We start from the raw sequence: 18215 nt of genomic DNA, 5'->3' as shown, positions 1-18215 counted from the left end.
CACCACCTGCCCGGCCCCTCTGAAGCTTTCAGGGGGGCTAGCCCGCGGCCACCCGTGGACGTCCGCTTGCCTCTACCGTGATCAGGGCCTCGACAAAAACATCCTTTGCCTCGACTCGCGCGGTTTTGATGTCACGATCCACGATCACGCGAATGTCTTCTGCGCCGGCTTCTCGTACTGCGCCCTCTGCTTCGGACATTAGTACCTTTTCCAACAGGGCCAGAGCGTCCTCTGACGCGGCGAAGTCCTTCGGGCCATCCTCCAGATGCACACGATATCGCCCTTCCGCCGGGGATGTGACGGTGCCCGAGCGACGCAGGGTCAGCCGCCCCACGACAGCACCAATCGCATTTGCCACGCCCGCATGTTCCGGCAGGATCATTCGGCAGTGCAGCCGTTCACCCACCGCAGGGTAATAGCTGGGGGCCGACGCCCCAAGGCCAACCACATCCACATTCAAAGCAGCGCTCAGCGACAGCAACCCACGGTGTTGTGCCAACCCGCGCTGTGTCAGCACATGACGCGCCAAGTCTTGCGAAGGCAGACCAAAACCAACCTGTTCTTCGTCAAAAGCAGCCTCTAACAAGGTCAAACTGGTCTGTTCCGTCAATTGATCCACGATCATCTGGGCCAGCGCTTCGGGAGAGTTTGCCAACATATCCCCTGACCCGACCCGTTTGCGTGCCATCAGTTCCAATGCCTTGCGCGCCGCATCGACATCCCAGGCACGAACCCGCCCCAACACGTGACTGGCATCAGATGGCGTAACCCCAGACACCTGGATGATTCCGCGATCGACCAGGCGCATCAGCGCCCCGTTCTCCATCCGAGACCGCAGCAAGGCGCTCAGGGGCAGAACGCGATCTCCCAGCCTCTCCAGCAGGCTTTCTTCCCGCGCGCCGACTCCTTCAGCATGGATGCCGGGCACGCGGCGGGCAAAACGCGTATCATGCTCGCCCACGGTCGTGGCCCGCAATTGTTCATCCAGTACGGAATGCACAACATCGGGCGCTTCTGATGCAATCAGCGAAACGGGCAACACGCGACGCGGGCCCAGGAACACACCGCCCCGCAACCCTTCGGTCGCAACATGCACCTGACTGTCGCCGCCCAGACCATGGGTTCGCATCGCCACGGCTTCGACCATGGTGCGAAACCCACCCACCTGCGCCCCGGCCGGGTCGATCGCGGGCTTTCCGTCCCGGATAAGTGCCACATCAGTGGTCGTTCCCCCGATGTCCGAGACCAGCGCATTGTCCGCTCCGGTAAGCCATCGCGCCCCGACGATAGAAGCCGCAGGCCCGCTCAGAATAGTCTCGATCGGCCGTTCCCGGGCCTGTTCCGCGCTCATCAGGGCGCCATCGCCGCGCACCACCATCATCGGCGCCGAAATTCCCAGCGCATGCAGCTGATCCTGTGCACGCCCGATCAATCGGTCGATCATCCCGATCAACCGCGCATTTAGCACAGCCGTCACCGCGCGTTTCGGACCATTGAGCTTGGCGGACAAGTGATGCGAACAGGTCACCGGCGCCCCGGTTCTTTCCGAGATTATGCGCGCCGCTTCCAACTCATGCGCCGGGTTGCGGGTGGCGAACCGAGCAGCAACCGCAAAGCCGGAAATCCCCTTATGCGAATCCAAAAAGGCCTCAAGCGCTGCGGCATCCAAGGCGGCAGCCTGCCCACCGGAATAGGTATGCCCCCCTGCAATCACCAGGGCCGGATCGCCCTTCAGCGCCTCTTTCAGCCCGTGTTTTTCAAGATCACTGTCCTTGAACCCGATATAGATCAACGCGACACGGCCACCCTGCCCCTCGACCAGAGCATTCGTGGCCAGCGTCGTCGACAATGACGCCATCGAGATCTGATCCGGCGTGACCTGCGCCTCTGCCAGCACAGACGAGATCGCCTTGCCCACCCCAATCGCCAGATCCGCCCGGGTGGTCAGCGACTTGGCCGAGGCGATGACTTCTTTCTCATCCCTGATCAGCACCGCGTCGGTATAGGTCCCGCCCGTATCTACCCCCAAAGACAACGTCATCGGGTCCTCCTGTCTGTTCGCTGCGGATGGGTTTAGCGGTTATGCACGACACGTCCAGCCTGTTTGCGGCAATTATGACAGTTGTTCCACCGCCCAACGCGCCGCCTCTGCCACGGTCTCATCCGGGTCTTCCAACAGACGCTGAGCCACTGCTTTCAGTTTCGGCTGTCCCGAGTTTCCAATGGCATACAGAACATTGCGCACGAACCGGTCCCGGCCGATTCGTTTGATCGGCGAGCCGGAAAACTTTGCACGAAAAGCGGCATCGTCCAGCGCCGCCAGTTCTTCCAAACCGGGCGCTTTCAGATCGTCCCGGGCGGCATAGCGCATATCGCTCGCTGCGACGGCAAACTTGTTCCATGGACAGGCCGCCAGACAATCGTCGCAGCCATAGATCCGATTGCCCAACTTTCCGCGCAGCTCATGGTCCACCGGGCCTTTATGCTCAATGGTCAGGTATGAAATGCACCGCCGTGCATCCAGTTGATAGGGGGCCGGAAACGCATCGGTCGGGCAGCTGTCCAGACAGGCGCGGCACGATCCGCAATGATCGATCTCTGAATTGTCCGCCGGTAGGTCCAGAGTAGTGAAAACAGACCCTATAAAGGCCCAATTTCCCCATTCGCGGCTTACAAGATTGGTGTGCTTGCCCTGCCACCCCAGTCCGGCGGCATATCCCAGCGCCTTCTCGGGAACCGGCGCGGTATCGACAAATACCTTTACCTCACCTCCGGCTTCGGCAATCAGCCATCGCGCCAACCGCTTCAGCCGCTTCTTGACCAGATCATGATAGTCCTTGTTCTGCGCATAGACCGAAATTGCACCACGATCCGGGTGTTTCAGGATCTCCGTCGGGTCATGTTCCGGCGTATAGCTTTCGGCCAACATGACCACCGATTGCGCCTCGGGCCAAAGGGCGGCAGGATCGCCACGCCAATGCGTGCGTTCGGCCATCCATCCCATTTGCCCGTGGTACCCGGCGTCCAGATATGCCCGCAAGCGTTTCGGAACCTGTGGAACATCCCAAGGGCGGCACACGCGACAGGCAACAAACCCCTCTGCCTGGGCTTGTTGCACCAGCTTTTCCTTAAGATCCGATCCGCTCTTCATCTGGCCAAAATATCCTCGGGGGAAATCGCGCCCTTGGCGCGATGGGGGGCAGACAGCCCCCCTTGCGCACCCTATCAGAAATCCAGATCAGCGTAATGGGGCGGCGGTCGGAACCCTGGCACCTGATCCGCCAGAATTGACCGAAATGCCGGTCGAGACTTGATCTTGGCATACCAGTCCTTGACCACCTGGCTACGGTTCCAGTCCACGTCCGAGATGTAATCCAGCGAAGACAGATGCGCGGCGGCCGCGAAATCCGCCAATGTCATCTGATCCCCCGCCAGCCAACGGCGGTGATCCAGCAGCCACGCCATGTAATCCAGATGGTACTTGATCGCCTTGGCACCCTGCTTGACATTCTTGCTGTCCGGATACCCCTGTCCTGTCACCTTTTTGTTCACTCGCTCATACAACAGCTTTGATGTCACCTCGTGGTGAAACTTGTCGTCGAACCAACCGACAAGGCGTCTTACTTCAAACCTGGCTTCGGGGGTTTTCGGCATCAAAGGTGGCTCTGGGCGGGTTTCTTCGATGTATTCGCAGATCGCCGCGCTTTCCGACATGATCTGCCCATCCAGACGCAACACGGGTACTTTTCCCGCTGGGTTGCGCCGCAGAAAATCAGGATCCTGTTCCCAGTATCGCTCTTCTACCAGCTCAACCTCGATCTTCTTCTCCGCCAGCGACAGGCGGACCTTGCGACAATACGGAGAGAGGGGAACGTGAAACAGACGCGCCATGGACTTCCATTCGAACCAGTGAATACCCGACAGATTTAGCCTTGGCAGATAGCGGGTTTCAATCCTCGAAACAATCCGCGCGACCATCTGCGCGGATGGTGGCCGCCCCATCGAGGATCGAAGCCGCCCGTCTGCGGGTGCGCGCAGTCGGATCCGTGACCGACCGGTTGCGCGGGGATGGCAGGATTGCGGCAATTCGCGCCGCTTGAACCGAAGTCAGCTTTGCCGCGCTGGTGTTGAAATAGCGTTGCGCGGCGGCTTCCACCCCGAACACGCCATTTCCCGTTTCGGCGACATTCAGATACACCTCAAGAATACGCTGTTTGCTCCAGAATATTTCAACCACCGGCGTGATCGAGGTTTCCAATGCCTTGCGCACCCAGCTGCGGCCCTGCCAGAGGAACACGTTCTTCACCACCTGTTGCGTGATGGTCGAGGCACCACGATTGCCGCCATCCTCAAGCGCATCGCGGATGGCTTCGACGTCAAAGCCCCAATGCAGGCAGAAATTTGCGTCCTCGGCTGCAACAACTGATCTTGCCATGATCGGTGCCATGTCTTCGATCGGGACCCATTCGCGTTCAACCTTTCCCAGCCGGCGCCATTCCGACCAGATGGTGTGGGTGACAGGAGGGTTCACCACCGAATAAATCAGGACCAGAGCAACCACGAGGCCCAAAACCGCCATGATCGCTCGCGTTACCCAGCGGCGGATCTGCCGCGCCACTGGTTCCTTCTTTCTGGATGCCTTGCGTTTTTTTCCGCCGGATTTGCGGGCTGCTTTCTTCGCCATGTCTCAGCTATACGACGCAAGGTTCCGGTTTGAAACGGCCTAAATCGCGAAAGCGCGCGCCTCGCGTGGATGAACGATCGGGCGCGCGGTTTTCAGCGACATCGGATCAAGCCCGGTCAACTCGGGAAACAAGTGCAGCACTTCGCTTTGCGTTTCCCGATCCGAAGCCGACAAAGCGTGCCCGGGATAATAGCTTTCGCTTTTTGCTCCGTTGGCGAAAACAATCTCATGCTGTTTGAACAACAGGTGGAAATATTCAACCTCACCGCCCTCGACCCGTTTCACAGTGTCATCGTTGACCAGAGTATGCGCCGGAACCAGCGCTTCGGTATGGCCGAACAAATAGGACGCCTGCCAGTCTTCGATCAGCATCCGGTGCTGCGGTGAAACCAGCAAGGGGCGATCCAGACCAAACACCCCGGCATCGAAACGGATTGGGGCCAGTTTGCCTTCGGCTGCGACGGTTGTACATCCGACCCAAATCAAGGGTTGTGGTCCGTGATCCACCGTGATGACCAGATCACCAGCCTTCAAATCCTCAACCGCGCGTTCACCTTCCGGTGTGGCGATCATGGTCCCGGCCGTAAAGCACGGCGGCCCAAGGTTACCGACATTCAGCGGGCCTGACGTGTTAACAAAAGTGGTCGACACCAGCGTTCCGGGCTGCAGAACCTGGCCGTCTGTGGGGGTGAAAGCCCGAGACCCATCGGCCAGGTAGAACGTGGTTCCTGTATAGGTCACGTTCCCAACGCCTGACACGTTGATCGTTACAGTATCGCCTGGCCAGGAATTTGTAACGTCTTGACCGTTGACCGTGTCACCACTGGGCGCGTCAATAAGATTGTCATCATTCGCATCAGTCAGGGTGAAATTGCTGACCGCGACGGCCGTTCCCGCTGGTGGCGGGCTTGCGGGATCAAAGGTGAAGAACTGATCGCGATATGTCGTTGGCATACTGTTGCCCCTACTCTGTCACCATTAGAAACCGAAACAGGCAATGGCTATCACTACAAGGTGAAAAAAGCATGGCGAAATTCGGAAGAACAAGCAAGAATCCCACCGAAACCTCACAAAAACTGTGGCCCCGCGTGCTGCAAATGGCACGCGGGGCCGGTTTTTTGGTGGAATTTCGGCTTACTCCGCCGGAACTGCCGTGGCTTCTTCGCTCAGCGGGTGGCTGAGTTTGTTGAGCATTTCTTTGGGACAAACCTGTAAGAAGTTGCCCTTTTCCACATCCCAATGCTGGAGAATATCCGCAGCCTTGCGGCTGTAAGTCTCCTCGGCGTGACGCGTGATCAAGGCTTTCAATTGATCCACCCAATGGTCCACGGTGACCGGGCAGGTCACAAGCGTTTCCTTGTTCATCAACGCTTCGGCCTTGCCTTCGGGATCATACAGATATGCCATGCCACCGGTCATCCCGGCACCGAAATTGGCCCCGATATCACCAAGAATCACGGCCACACCGCCGGTCATGTACTCACACCCGTTCGAGCCACACCCTTCAACCACAACTTTGGCGCCCGAGTTGCGCACGGCAAACCGTTCACCCGCGCGGCCGGCCGCAAACAGATGGCCGTCAGTTGCACCGTAGAGAACCGTGTTGCCGATGATTGTGTTGTCGTCTGCCTTCAGCGGGCTGACCTGCGGCGGGCGCACAACGATCGTGCCGCCAGACAGGCCCTTGCCAACATAGTCATTGGCATCCCCCGACACTTCCAGCTTCAGACCCGGGGCAGCGAAAGCCCCCAGAGACTGACCGGCCGAACCCTGGAGTTTCACGTGCAGGTGGTCATCCTGGAACGTGTTCCGCATGCCGAAGTTCTGCACAATGTGGCTGGAAATACGGGTTCCGACAGTGCGGTGCGTGTTCTGGATGGCATATGACAACTGCATCTTCTCGCCGTCCTTCAGGAACCGTGCCGCATCGCGCACGATCTCGGCATCCAGCGTGTCGGGCACGGCGTTGCGGTCCTTGTCGCGATTGTACACGATGTTATGCGCACCATCGACGGTGATCAGCAGCGGGTTGAGATCCAGATCGTCCAAATGTGCCGAACCCCGGCTAACCTGCGCCAGCAGATCGGCCCGACCGATGATTTCATCCACGGAACGCGCGCCAAGGCTGGCCAGCAGCTCGCGCACTTCCTGCGCGTAGAAGGTGATCAGATTCACCACCTTGTCCGCGTTGCCGGTGAACTTGGCACGCAGCGATTCATCCTGCGTGCAAACGCCGACGGGGCAGGTGTTCGACTGGCATTGACGCACCATGATACAGCCCATCGCGATCAGGGCGGCGGTGCCGATGCCGTATTCCTCGGCCCCCATCATCGCCGCCATGACGATGTCGCGCCCGGTGCGCAGGCCGCCATCGGTGCGCAGAGTCACCCGGTCGCGCAGGTTGTTCATCGCCAGAACCTGATGCGCCTCGGTCAGGCCCATCTCCCAAGGCAGACCAGCATATTTGATGCTGGTCGCGGGTGAGGCACCCGTACCGCCATTGTGACCCGAAATCAGGATAATATCCGCTTTCGCCTTGGCCACACCGGCAGCAATCGTGCCAACGCCCGAAGACGCCACCAGTTTCACCGTCACCTTGCAGCGCGGGTTGATCTGTTTCAGGTCATAGATCAGCTGCGCCAGATCCTCGATCGAGTAGATGTCATGATGCGGCGGCGGAGAAATCAGCGTCACGCCCTTGGTGGAATGCCGCAAACGCGCGATCAGGTCGGTGACCTTCATGCCCGGCAGCTGGCCGCCCTCGCCCGGTTTCGCACCTTGGGCAACCTTGATTTCCAGCTCTTCGCACTGGTTCAGGTATTCGGCGGTCACACCGAACCGGCCCGAGGCCACCTGCTTGATCTTGGCCGAGGGGTTGTCGCCATTCGGCTCGGGCACGAAGTGTGCGGGATCTTCCCCACCTTCACCCGAGTCGGATTTGGCGCCGATCCGGTTCATCGCCACGTTCAGCGTCTTGTGCGCCTCGGGGCTGAGCGCGCCCAGCGACATGCCCGGCGTGACGAACCGTTTGCGGATCGAGGTGATCGATTCCACCTCTTCGATCGGTACCGGTTTGCCCAATGGTTTGAAATCCATCAGGTCGCGCAGATGGATCGGCGGGTTCGATTGCATCTTGGCAGAATACTGTTTCCACAGCTCATAGGACGCCTTGTTGCAAGCCATCTGCATCATATGCATCGAGGTCGCTTCCCACGCGTGGGTTTCACCCGATTGCCGCGCCTTGTAGAAACCACCGATCGGCAAGACGTCCAGACCACTGTTCCAGCCCTTGGCATGGATTTCTTCGGCCTTTGCCTGAATGCCGGTGACGCCGATGCCGGAAATCCGGCTGGTCATACCCGGGAAGTACTCGGCGACCATCGCGCGGCTCAGGCCTACAGCCTCGAAATTCAGACCTCCACGATAAGACGAGATCACCGAAATTCCCATCTTGGCCATGATTTTCAACAGGCCTTGGTCGATGGCTTCGCGGTAGCGCGCAACATTTTCGGTCAGGGTGCCATCCAGCAACCCGCGTTCGATCCGGTCGGCCAGCGAGTCTTCGGCCAGATAGGCGTTCACAACGGTCGCGCCACAGCCGATCAGAACCGCAAAGTAATGCGGATCGACACATTCAGCCGAGCGTACGTTCAAGGAACAGAACGTCCGCAGGCCCTGACGGGTCAGGTGTGAGTGCACTGCGCTGGTGGCAAGGATCATCGGCATCGCCACACGATCTTCACCCGAGTGCATGTCGGTCAGCACCAGATGCCCGGCGCCAGACCGGACAGCCTCTTCAGCTTCGGCTCTGACACGGGCCAAAGCCGCGCTCAGCGCACCTTGACCGGGCTCAAAGCTGCAATCGATTTCGGCCAGCGGAGCATTGAGGTTCCCAACCAGTTCATCCCATTGCGCGTTTCCAACAAAGGGGCTTTCCAGAACGATGATCTCGGTCTGGCTGCTGTCCTCATCCAGCACGTTCTTCAGGTTCCCGAACCGGGTTTTCAAGGACATGACGCGGTATTCGCGCAAACTGTCGATCGGCGGGTTGGTGACCTGGCTGAAATTCTGCCGGAAGAAATGGCTGAGCGGGCGGTATTGCTTGGACAGAACCGCCGAGGGCGTATCGTCACCCATGGACGCCAGCGCTTCTTTGCCATCTTCAGCCATAGGCGCAAGAATCTGCTCCAGCTCTTCGACTGAATAGCCTGCCGCGATCTGGCGCTTGCGCAGATCTTCACCCGAAAAAATCGGCTTTTCGGTCACGCCTGCCAGCGCCTCGTCCAGATCGTTTATCTTGCCGACCCATTCGCCAAACGGCAATGCGCTCGCCAGCTTGTTCTTGATCTGGGTGTCGCGATACAGCTTGCCCTTTTTCATGTCGACAGCCAGCATCTGACCGGGGCCCAGCGCGCCTTTTTCGGTCACTGTGGACTCATCAATCGGCACCATGCCGGCCTCGGATCCCGCAATGACAAGACCATCGCCAGTCACGACGTAACGCATCGGACGCAGGCCGTTGCGGTCCAGCCCAGCACAGACCCAGCGGCCATCCGTCATGGCCAGCGCGGCGGGGCCGTCCCACGGCTCCATCACCGAGTTGCAGTAAGAATACATGTCGCGCCACGCCTGCGGCAGTTCCACCGCCTGCTTGGACCAGCTTTCCGGAACCAGCATGGTTTTCGCCATCGGGGCCGAGCGACCTGCGCGCACCAGAACCTCAAAAACAGAGTCTAATGCGGCCGAATCCGACGATCCTCCGGCGATGATCGGCTTGATATCCTCGGCATAATCCCCAAACGTCGAGGACGCCATGCGGATCTCGTGGCTTTTCATCCAGTTGATGTTGCCTTTCAGCGTGTTGATCTCGCCGTTATGCGCCAACATGCGGAAGGGCTGCGCCAGCCACCATTGCGGGAAGGTGTTGGTGGAATAGCGCTGGTGGTAGATTGCGAAGGCGGATTCAAACCGTTCGTCCATCAGGTCGGGATAGAAGACGGCAACCTGCTCGGCCAGCATCATGCCCTTGTAGATGATCGAACGGCAGGACAGCGACGCCAGGTACAGCCCGGAAATACCCGCAGCCGAGGCGGCCTTTTCAATACGGCGACGAATGACATAGAGTTCACGCTCAAAGGTCTCTTCGTCCACACCTTTGGAATTCGAGATCAGGATCTGCTCGATCTCGGGCCGGGTGGCGTTGGCTTTTTCACCCAGACAGGTGACATCGACCGGCACGTGACGCCAGCCATAGATGTAATAGCCCATGCGCAGAACTTCGCTTTCCACGATGGTCCGACACTGTTCCTGTGCGCCAAAGTCGGTGCGCGGCAGGAAAACCTGACCAACAGCGATAAGTTCGTCCAATTTGGGCTCGTGGCCTGTGCGCCTGATCTGATCGTAGAAAAACGAGACCGGAATCTGCACGTGAATGCCCGCGCCATCACCGGTCTTGCCGTCAGCATCAACCGCGCCGCGGTGCCAGATCGCCTTGAGCGCGTCGATACCGGCGTCCACAACCTTGCGCGACGCTTTCCCATCCACGGACACAACGAGACCCACACCGCAGGAAGAATGCTCTTCTTCCTCGGAATAGAGACCATTTTCAGCCATCCATTTGCGCTTGGCTTTTTCGGCCCGCACCCAATCGGCATCATATTTGGTCATTGGCTGTCTCCTTCGTCAGAGGGGGCGTACATGGCTTCGACCTCGGCTTTGGTCATCTGCCGGCGTTCGCCTGCGAACGCGTAGCCCTGGGGCTTTTTGTCGATATAAAGTTCAAGTTTCAGTGGGTTGCCTGCGGTGTTGTCAAACAGACCTGCCGCCATTTGCGTCTGGCCGTGCATCTCGCCCGGGAGCGTGATCCGATACCAAAGCGCCGAGCCGCAATCGGCGCAAAAGGCGCGCTCGGCCCAGTCAGAGGAAGTGAAGGTTTTGACCGGTCCAAGCGCGGCATAGCCTTCTTCGGCCTGAAACGTCACCAGCATGGAACTGGTCCAGCGCCGGCACTGGTCGCAATGGCAGGCCCCCAGCGCATCCCGCGCCGGAGTTGCCGTCACCGTAACTGCGCCACACATGCATTGGCCTTGCAATTCAGGCATTTCGAAGCCTCCTGATCGCGGGATTATTCGGCCGCAACGGCAGATTTAGCATTGAAGCGTTCGATGATCGCATCAGCGCAGTCACGACCGTCCCGGATCGCCCAGACCACCAGCGAGGCACCGCGTACGATGTCACCGATTGCATAGACTCCGTCCATTTCGGTCTCGCCGGTTTGGAACGCCGCCTTGATCGTACCCCAGCGGGTGACCGGCAGATCAGGTTGTCCGAACAGCGTCGGCAGGTCTTCAGGTTCGAATCCAAGCGCCTTGATCACAAGATCGGCGTCTTCGACATAGTCCGCACCTTCGATCACTTCGGGGGCCTGACGACCGGATGCGTCTGGCTGTCCCAGGCGCATCTTCTGAACGATGACACCCTTGACCGTGTCTTCACCCGTGAACCCTTTGGGCGCGCTGAGCCATTCGAAGATCACGCCTTCTTCTTCGGCATTCTGCGTTTCACGCTGTGACCCCGGCATGTTGGCCCGGTCCCGGCGATACAGACATTTGACAGAAGTCGCGCCCTGACGGATCGAAGTGCGCACGCAATCCATCGCAGTGTCACCGCCGCCAATCACGACGACTTTCTTGCCGTGGGCGTTCAAGCGGCCGTTGTCGAATTCTTCGACCTCGTCGCCAAAGCTTTTCCGGTTCGAGGCTGTCAGGAAGTCGATCGCCTTTTCGATCCCGGCCAGACCGCTGCCCGGCATTGCCAGGTCGCGCGACTTGTAGACACCGGTCGCGATGATAACGGCATCATGCCTGGCCCGGATTTCTTCAAACCTGGCCGCATCCACGTCGCAATTCAGAACAAACTCGACCCCACCATCAGCCAACAGGTCATTGCGGCGCTGAACAACGTCTTTTTCCAGTTTGAACCCCGGAATGCCATACATCAGCAGGCCACCGGCCCGGTCATAGCGGTCGTATACCGTGACCTGGATACCAGCCTGGCGCAGCATATCCGCAGCGGCCAATCCACCGGGGCCTGCACCAATGATGCCCACGCTTTCAGCGCGTTCGGCCGATGGAGCAACCGGCTGGACCCAGCCTTTTTCCCATGCGGTATCCGTTATGTATTTCTCGATCGAACCAATCGTGACCGTTCCATGGCCCGACTGTTCGATCACGCAGTTGCCCTCGCACAGGCGGTCCTGCGGACAGATGCGCCCGCAGATCTCGGGGAAGGTATTGGTGGCCTGACTTACCTGATAGGCTTCTTCCAGGCGTCCAGTCGCAGTCAGGCGCAACCAGTCGGGAATATTGTTGTGCAACGGGCAATGCGACTGGCAGTACGGAACACCACATTGGCTGCACCGACTTGCCTGCTCGGCTGCTTTTTCAGCGGCGAACTCGGAATAGATCTCGTCAAAGTCGTCCTTGCGGTCATTGGCAGCACGCTTTTCCGGCATGACGCGGTCGATCTGCACAAATTTCAGCATCGGTTGCTTGGCCACGGGTCAGACTCCATGAATTGGCTAGGTTCCGTTTCTTTACGGGATGCGCTTTTGGATGAAAAGTCAAATATACTGACCTAAATTGAAAAAATGCAGCGCGCCTTTGAGAAAAAGGGAAAATAATTGGAAATTTTAGATCCGATTCGGACCTATATGCGCGCTTTCCTTTTTTCCATCGCCCTTATACCCATAACTCACAAAGAACACGTGGCAGCAGCACGGCAGGGCAGATGAGTTTGTTTCACCTGATTCTCGTAGCAATCATTCAGGGAATCACTGAGTTTTTGCCCATATCCTCATCTGGTCACCTGATCCTGCTGCCCAACCTGTCGGGGTTGCAGGATCAGGGTCAAGCCATTGATGTCGCGGTGCATGTGGGAACCCTGGGCGCCGTGGTGCTGTATTTCCGGTCAGATGTAAAACAGGCCCTTGCCGGATTACCGCGCGCATTGACCGGACGGGCGGATACACCGCAGGCCCGGCTTGCTCTGGGCCTGATCGTTGCAACTGTTCCTACCGTGATCGCGGGCCTCATTCTGCATGTCACCGGGTTGAGTCAGGCCATGCGTTCGATCACGGTCATCGGATGGACAATGCTGGGATTCGGTCTGCTGCTGTACTGGGTGGATCAGAGGGCTCCTGAAACCAAAGAGGCCGAAAACTGGGGAATACGCGACGCGTTCATCATGGGTCTGTGGCAGGTTCTTGCCCTGATCCCAGGCACGTCCCGTTCCGGGATAACTATAACCGGCGCGCGGCAATTGGGATATACCCGTGAAGACGGCGCGCGGATCGCGATGTTGATGTCGATCCCGACAATCCTGGCGTCGGGCACACTGCTGGCATTGGATGCCGTGCGCGGGGCCGATATGCAACTGGCCCGGGATGGGGTCATTGCGGCGCTGTTTGCCTTTCTTTCGGCCCTGCTGGCGCTCAGCCTGATGATGCGGCTTCTGCGCAGCGTCAGCTTCACACCCTACGTCATCTACCGCGTCATTCTAGGCGTGATCCTTTTGATCATAGCCTACAGCTGATCAGATACGCAGGTTTTTGGCCGAGTTCTGAATGTCGTCATACTGACCCGAGGGGCGGAATTTCCACAGGTATTCCGGCAGTACCGATTCCAGCGTGGTCGGCACGATCCTAAGGTCTGTAAAAGACTTTGCGCCCTCGGCGACAACATTGTCGTGACGCAGGTTCTTAAGCTGATCGCGAGTCAGAATGTTGTTTGGGAACAGCTGGAAGCTGACAAATTTAACGATATCCAGCACACCCGCCATAATCCGCGCGGCAAAGAACGGCAGGCCGATGATGACGCGGCGACGGTGAATCACTTCAAGCATCTGCTGCATCAAGGCACGAAAGGTCTTAACCTCGGGGCCGCCAAGCTCGTAAACACCCGGCTCTGCCTGCCCCAGAACGCCTTTGACGGCAGCCTGCGCCACATCGTCGACGAAAACCGGCTGGAATTTTGTCTCGGCCCCGACCAGAGGCAGGAACGGTCCCATGCGGGTCATTCCGGCGAAACGGTTGAAGAACTGGTCTTCGGTGCCAAAGATCACCGAAGGACGCAGGATCACGGCGTCTGGCATATGCTTCAACACGCCCGCTTCACCATGTGCTTTGGTCCGGGAATACGCGCTGGCTGAATTCGCATCCGCACCGATGGCCGAGATGTGAACCATCCGCTTGATGCCCTGCTCGGCCGCCAAACGCGCGATGCGTTCAGCTCCTTCGGCCTGAACGGTATCAAACCCGTTCTTGCCAAGCTCGTTCAGCACACCCACGCAGTTCACAACCGCATCGGCGCTCTGCATCGCCAGCGCCACCGAGGCATCATCCCGGATATTGCACAGCACCGGTTCGACCTGACCCACGGCACCATAGGGTTTGACGAACATGGCCTCGTTCGGGCGACGTACAGCCACCCGGACACGCCACCCCTCTTTCGCCATGCGCCGCGCGATGTAGCGACCGACAAATCCCGATCCGCCAAAAATCGTCACCAGTTTCGACATGAGAGGGCTCCTGCTGAGAAATTGCGCCCTAGAACTAGCGCCCGCAGGCCAGTCAAACAAGGCGCTAATTCGCCGCGACGGCGTTGAAAACCATGCGTGGAAAACACCGGCCGGGAATCGAATTCAAAAAACTTAAAAAAATCTCACCGAATCTGGTTGACGGCCCCCGCGACTAGGCTTAAACGCCCCTCCACGACACCTGCCCAGGTGGCGGAATTGGTAGACGCGCTAGCTTCAGGTGCTAGTGTCCGTATGGACGTGGAGGTTCGAGTCCTCTCCTGGGCACCATATCTCCCCGCAAGATGTTGAAACACAAGAATTTTCTTTGCGGGCATCAAAATACCCCCCTGATTTATCTCCCGACTTTTCGCAGATAGATCTGTAGGTATTGGTTGGTATCGCGCAGCTTCCAAGCTTCGACAGAATCGACTGCTGACTGCAGCTGAGTTGTTAGGTTTAGTTATGGTTGTTCCGCCCGTTCCAATGGTCCTAATGATCAAAGCCAAGGCTGCGCAATCTACAACGAGACGGATAGCCCAAATCGATTATGAGTCTTATCCTCCGCACAACCGGCGCAAGCGGGTCACTGACGGAAAAGCACCGCAAAGCAGTAGTGCATCTCAGTCGAGCAAATTTCCGATCCGGCCACAAAGTAACCAGGTGCTGCAGTCCGCGATAACGACGTCAACGCGCAGAAACCAGACACTGCAAAATCCGGCGTGCGGCCCACAGCAGAACTTGACTCTTACTTCGAACAACGGCGGCTTTGAACCACACCAACTCACAAGGAGAAGTAGGCGCAATTCTCATTCCGCCACAAGCGCGACAACGGCTTCGCGTGGTTCGGAATGGCGGTTATTGGCCGGACGTTGTTTGTTGAATGTTCTACGATACACCAAAGCGAACACGGGAGGGGTGAAGTAGAAAGATACAACGGTTGACAATAAAACGCCGCCTGCGATTGCTACGGCGAATGGTGGCCAAAATGCACCTCCACCCAAGATCAGAGGTAGGAAGCCGCCAAAGGTCGTGACTGTTGTCGAAATAATGTGACGGCTGGAACCAGTCACAACGCGCGCCATGGCTGCGCGATCTCCCTGACTGGCCTCTCGCTCTTGTTGTAACCCGGTCAAAATAATGATCGCCGCGTTGATCGAAACCCCTATTGAGCCGATGACCCCGATGATTGCCGTTATTCCGAACGGGAATTGCATGACGGCCAGCGACAGCAGTGAAAGGCCTGCAGACAACACGCACACGACCAAGGTCACAAGGGTCAGCCGGAACGAGTTGAAGGTCAGAACGATCGTCGCGATGGAGAGTGTGACGATCAACCCGACAGAGGCGAGCAAATTTCCCACGGTATTGGATCGGGCATCACTGTCGCCGCCTAAGGACATCGAATAGCCTTGCGGCAACACAAACCCGGACGCATCAAGCGCTTCCAATATGTCCTGCAAAGCCTCTTCCGGTAAAACACCGGGTACGATAAACGCCTGTATGGTGTTTTCTCGCACGCCATCCGTTCGGGTTATGACGCTTTCCGCAGGTTCGATTATGGGTCTGGCTAGTTCCGACAAAGGTACGGCGGGGAAAACTCCGGTCGCGGATATTTCGGCAGCGTTCGGCAGTAGAATGGGCATACTGACAATCGCGCTTAGATCTGATCGCACCTCGTCACCCAAACGAACGCGCACCGGCAACTGCTCAGTCCCTTCGATCAGTGACCCACCGGTGATGCCAACAAGCGCCGTGTCCAGCTGACCCGCTATATCCGCCACGTCCAGCCCCAGCAAACGGGCTTTGACCTCATCAATCTCGAACCGGATTTGAGGGTTGCCGCCGTTCACACTGGCACGCGCCTGCGTCACCAGATCGAGATTGGCCACTACTGAACGCACCTCGTCGCCCAGATCACGCAGTACCGTGATGTCCTGCCCCTGAATTTTGACTTCAACCGGTGCGGCGACCGGAGGGCCCTGAACAAGACTGCGAACGATGATCTGCGCGTCAGGAAAGTCGATATCCAGACGGCTCTGCAACGTTCCAACAAGGCGGGCGGCGTCGTCGGCCGTGTCGGTCGTGATCATAGCTTGTGCGAACCCGGGCTCGCGTGAGCGGTTTCCAACGATGTTGTAGTAGAATGCCGGGCCGGACTCTCCGACGGTCCAGTAGACACTTTTGACGCCGTCGTCAGCCAGCAGCATTTCATCGATCTGGCGGGCGGTTGCTTCGGTGGTAGCAATTGACGTTCCACCCGGCATATCGACTTCGATATAGAATTGGTTGCGGTCGACGCCCGGGAAGAATTGCGCGGTCAGCGTTGGAAAGGCCGCAAAGCCAAGCACCGGCAAGATCAATGCCAACGCGATGGATCGCACGGGATTAGCAACAGACAATCGAATTGAGGCCTCGAACATACGGGCAAGTGGCGGGATGCTGATACCGCGGCTCAGCATTCCTGCGTCTGGGCGATCGGACAGCAGCCAGCCCGCAATCGCCGGAGTCACCGTCAAGGCCACAACCAGCGACCAGACAAGCATAAGCACCACGGCGATAGCAATAGCACCGACAAAGTCACCCGCGGGTCCCGGCAGCAAGATCATCGGTGTGAAAGCAAGCGCCGTTGTGACAGTCGATGCCAGCAAAGGTGCTGCCAATCGGCGAACAGCATCCCGCACGGCTGCAAGCCGATCCATCCCATCCTGCAGACGACGCCGAATTTCATCGGTCATCACGATGGCTGCGTCAACGAGCAGACCGAGGGCAACAATCAGGCCCGTCACGGACATCTGATGAATTGGCAATCCAATCATGTTCATCGTCGCCAGAGTTGCCAATGAGACAACCGGCAATACCAAAGCCACAATCGCAGCTGCCCGAACCCCCAACGTAACAAACAAAACTGCCACGACCAGAGCCACGCCAATGGCCATGTTGATCCCAACCTCTGACAAACGATCCGTCGTGTACTCGCTTTGATCAAACAGCAGTATTTCCTGCATGCCCAAAGGTACCGATGCGGCGCCGGCCTCAAGCTCATCCCGAAGAAAGCCCGTCCAACGGTCGATCTGTACCCCGTCCTGCGCCAGAACTCCTATCAAAACCGAGGGCTTTCCGTTGGCAAACGCGATTGAGGGCTGCGGTTTGCGCGCGCCCCGATCTACCCTGGCAATATCTCCGAGCTGCACCACGGCACCGTCTGCATTTTCTCGCAGGACGATGCTTCGAATGCGGTCCAAAGTCTCAATTTCTCCGCTTATGCCTATGGTCAGGTCGACATCGGACTGCAACCGCCCGGATTGGACCTTCCCATCTGCTTCTGCAATCCGCTGGGAGATCTCGGCAGCGCTGAGCCCAAGCGCAGCGGCCTTGTCCATATCGACATTTACGAGCACTTCTTCTTCCGGCCGACCGAAATAGTCCACGGCTCGCGTAGAGGGTATCGCGCGCAGCCTGTCACCCAGAGCTTCGGCATGCCGCGACAGCAAAGTTAACGGGAAGCCCGGATCCTCGGCCGCAACGGCAATGACAGCAGAATAGGCAGAAATACCCTCGGCATCGAATTCCGGCGGCAACACTCCACTCGGAAAGTTCTGTCGAGCATCTTCTACGGCATCCCGAGCTTCGGCCCAAACCTGCTCAATGGTTGCTTCATCCAGCGTCTCCAGCAACTCTACCGAAACGACCGATACGCCCGACCGGGATACAGAGCTGATTTCATCCACCTCCGCAATTTTCCGAAGCTCTTCTTCGATTTCTGCGGTAACCAACGCTTCGACCCGTTCAGGGTCTGCACCCGGGAACTGCGTCGTCACAGTTGCGAAGAGGTTGGTAATCGTTGGGTCTTCCTGCCGTCCCAGCGACAGGAACGAAGACAGACCTGCAGATACAAGCACCAAAATGATGAGGGCAACCAGCCGGGGGTGGCGAAAGGTAAGAGTTTCCATCAGAT

Annotated in this window: 11 protein-coding genes and 1 tRNA gene; 2 read left to right on the top strand and 10 right to left on the bottom strand. The window is 58.3% G+C overall.

The window, feature by feature from the left end; genetic code table 11:
• Positions 1–37: 37 nt before the first annotated feature.
• The 8 genes from GS612_RS11830 to GS612_RS11795 all read right to left on the bottom strand — a co-directional run bounded on the left by GS612_RS11830 (position 38) and on the right by GS612_RS11795 (position 12242).
• Entirely contained in the window at positions 38–2041 is a 2004-nt protein-coding gene (locus GS612_RS11830; protein ID WP_171640523.1) for a hydantoinase/oxoprolinase family protein, read from the bottom strand.
• A 72-nt stretch (positions 2042–2113) separates the two neighbouring features.
• On the bottom strand, positions 2114–3151 hold the full coding sequence (gene queG / locus GS612_RS11825; RefSeq protein ID WP_171640521.1) for a tRNA epoxyqueuosine(34) reductase QueG: 1038 nt from the start codon (positions 3149–3151) through the stop codon (positions 2114–2116).
• Between the two features lie 74 nt (positions 3152–3225).
• Positions 3226–3891, bottom strand: coding sequence for a glutathione S-transferase family protein (locus GS612_RS11820; RefSeq protein WP_171635778.1), 666 nt, complete (start codon positions 3889–3891; stop codon positions 3226–3228).
• Positions 3892–3949: 58 nt separating this feature from the next.
• On the bottom strand, positions 3950–4684 hold the full coding sequence (gene mtgA / locus GS612_RS11815) for a monofunctional biosynthetic peptidoglycan transglycosylase (protein ID WP_171640519.1): 735 nt from the start codon (positions 4682–4684) through the stop codon (positions 3950–3952).
• Between the two features lie 39 nt (positions 4685–4723).
• Positions 4724–5638, bottom strand: coding sequence for a Hint domain-containing protein (locus tag GS612_RS11810; protein ID WP_171233493.1), 915 nt, complete (start codon positions 5636–5638; stop codon positions 4724–4726).
• A 180-nt stretch (positions 5639–5818) separates the two neighbouring features.
• Positions 5819–10351, bottom strand: coding sequence for a glutamate synthase large subunit (gene gltB, locus GS612_RS11805; protein WP_171640517.1), 4533 nt, complete (start codon positions 10349–10351; stop codon positions 5819–5821).
• On the bottom strand, positions 10348–10785 hold the full coding sequence (locus tag GS612_RS11800; RefSeq protein WP_171640515.1) for a GFA family protein: 438 nt from the start codon (positions 10783–10785) through the stop codon (positions 10348–10350). Before GS612_RS11800 ends, gltB begins: the two co-directional genes overlap by 4 nt.
• A gap of 23 nt (positions 10786–10808) precedes the next feature.
• A complete protein-coding gene (locus GS612_RS11795) occupies positions 10809–12242 on the bottom strand; it encodes an FAD-dependent oxidoreductase (RefSeq protein WP_171640513.1) in 1434 nt (477 codons plus the stop codon).
• A 230-nt stretch (positions 12243–12472) separates the two neighbouring features.
• Between GS612_RS11795 and GS612_RS11790 the strand changes: the two genes are divergently transcribed.
• Positions 12473–13276, top strand: a complete 804-nt coding sequence (locus tag GS612_RS11790; RefSeq protein ID WP_171640511.1) for an undecaprenyl-diphosphate phosphatase — start codon at positions 12473–12475, stop codon at positions 13274–13276.
• On the opposite strand, the gene GS612_RS11785 is transcribed toward GS612_RS11790, so the two are convergent.
• Positions 13277–14260, bottom strand: coding sequence for a complex I NDUFA9 subunit family protein (locus GS612_RS11785; protein ID WP_171640509.1), 984 nt, complete (start codon positions 14258–14260; stop codon positions 13277–13279).
• Positions 14261–14461: 201 nt separating this feature from the next.
• On the opposite strand from GS612_RS11785, the gene GS612_RS11780 reads away from it, so the two are divergent.
• A tRNA-Leu gene (locus tag GS612_RS11780) sits at positions 14462–14548 on the top strand.
• A 518-nt stretch (positions 14549–15066) separates the two neighbouring features.
• Here the strand turns inward: GS612_RS11780 and GS612_RS11775 are convergent.
• Positions 15067–18210: an efflux RND transporter permease subunit gene (locus GS612_RS11775; RefSeq protein ID WP_171640507.1), complete on the bottom strand. Its 3144-nt coding sequence runs from the start codon at positions 18208–18210 to the stop codon at positions 15067–15069.
• Between the last annotated feature and the right edge of the window lie 5 nt (positions 18211–18215).

The organism is Ruegeria sp. HKCCD6157 (assembly GCF_013110685.1).
In the GTDB taxonomy this organism is placed as follows: Bacteria; Pseudomonadota; Alphaproteobacteria; order Rhodobacterales; family Rhodobacteraceae; genus Ruegeria.
The sequence above is the reverse complement of the archived record's forward strand: the minus strand, read 5'-3'. Positions and strand labels throughout refer to the sequence as shown.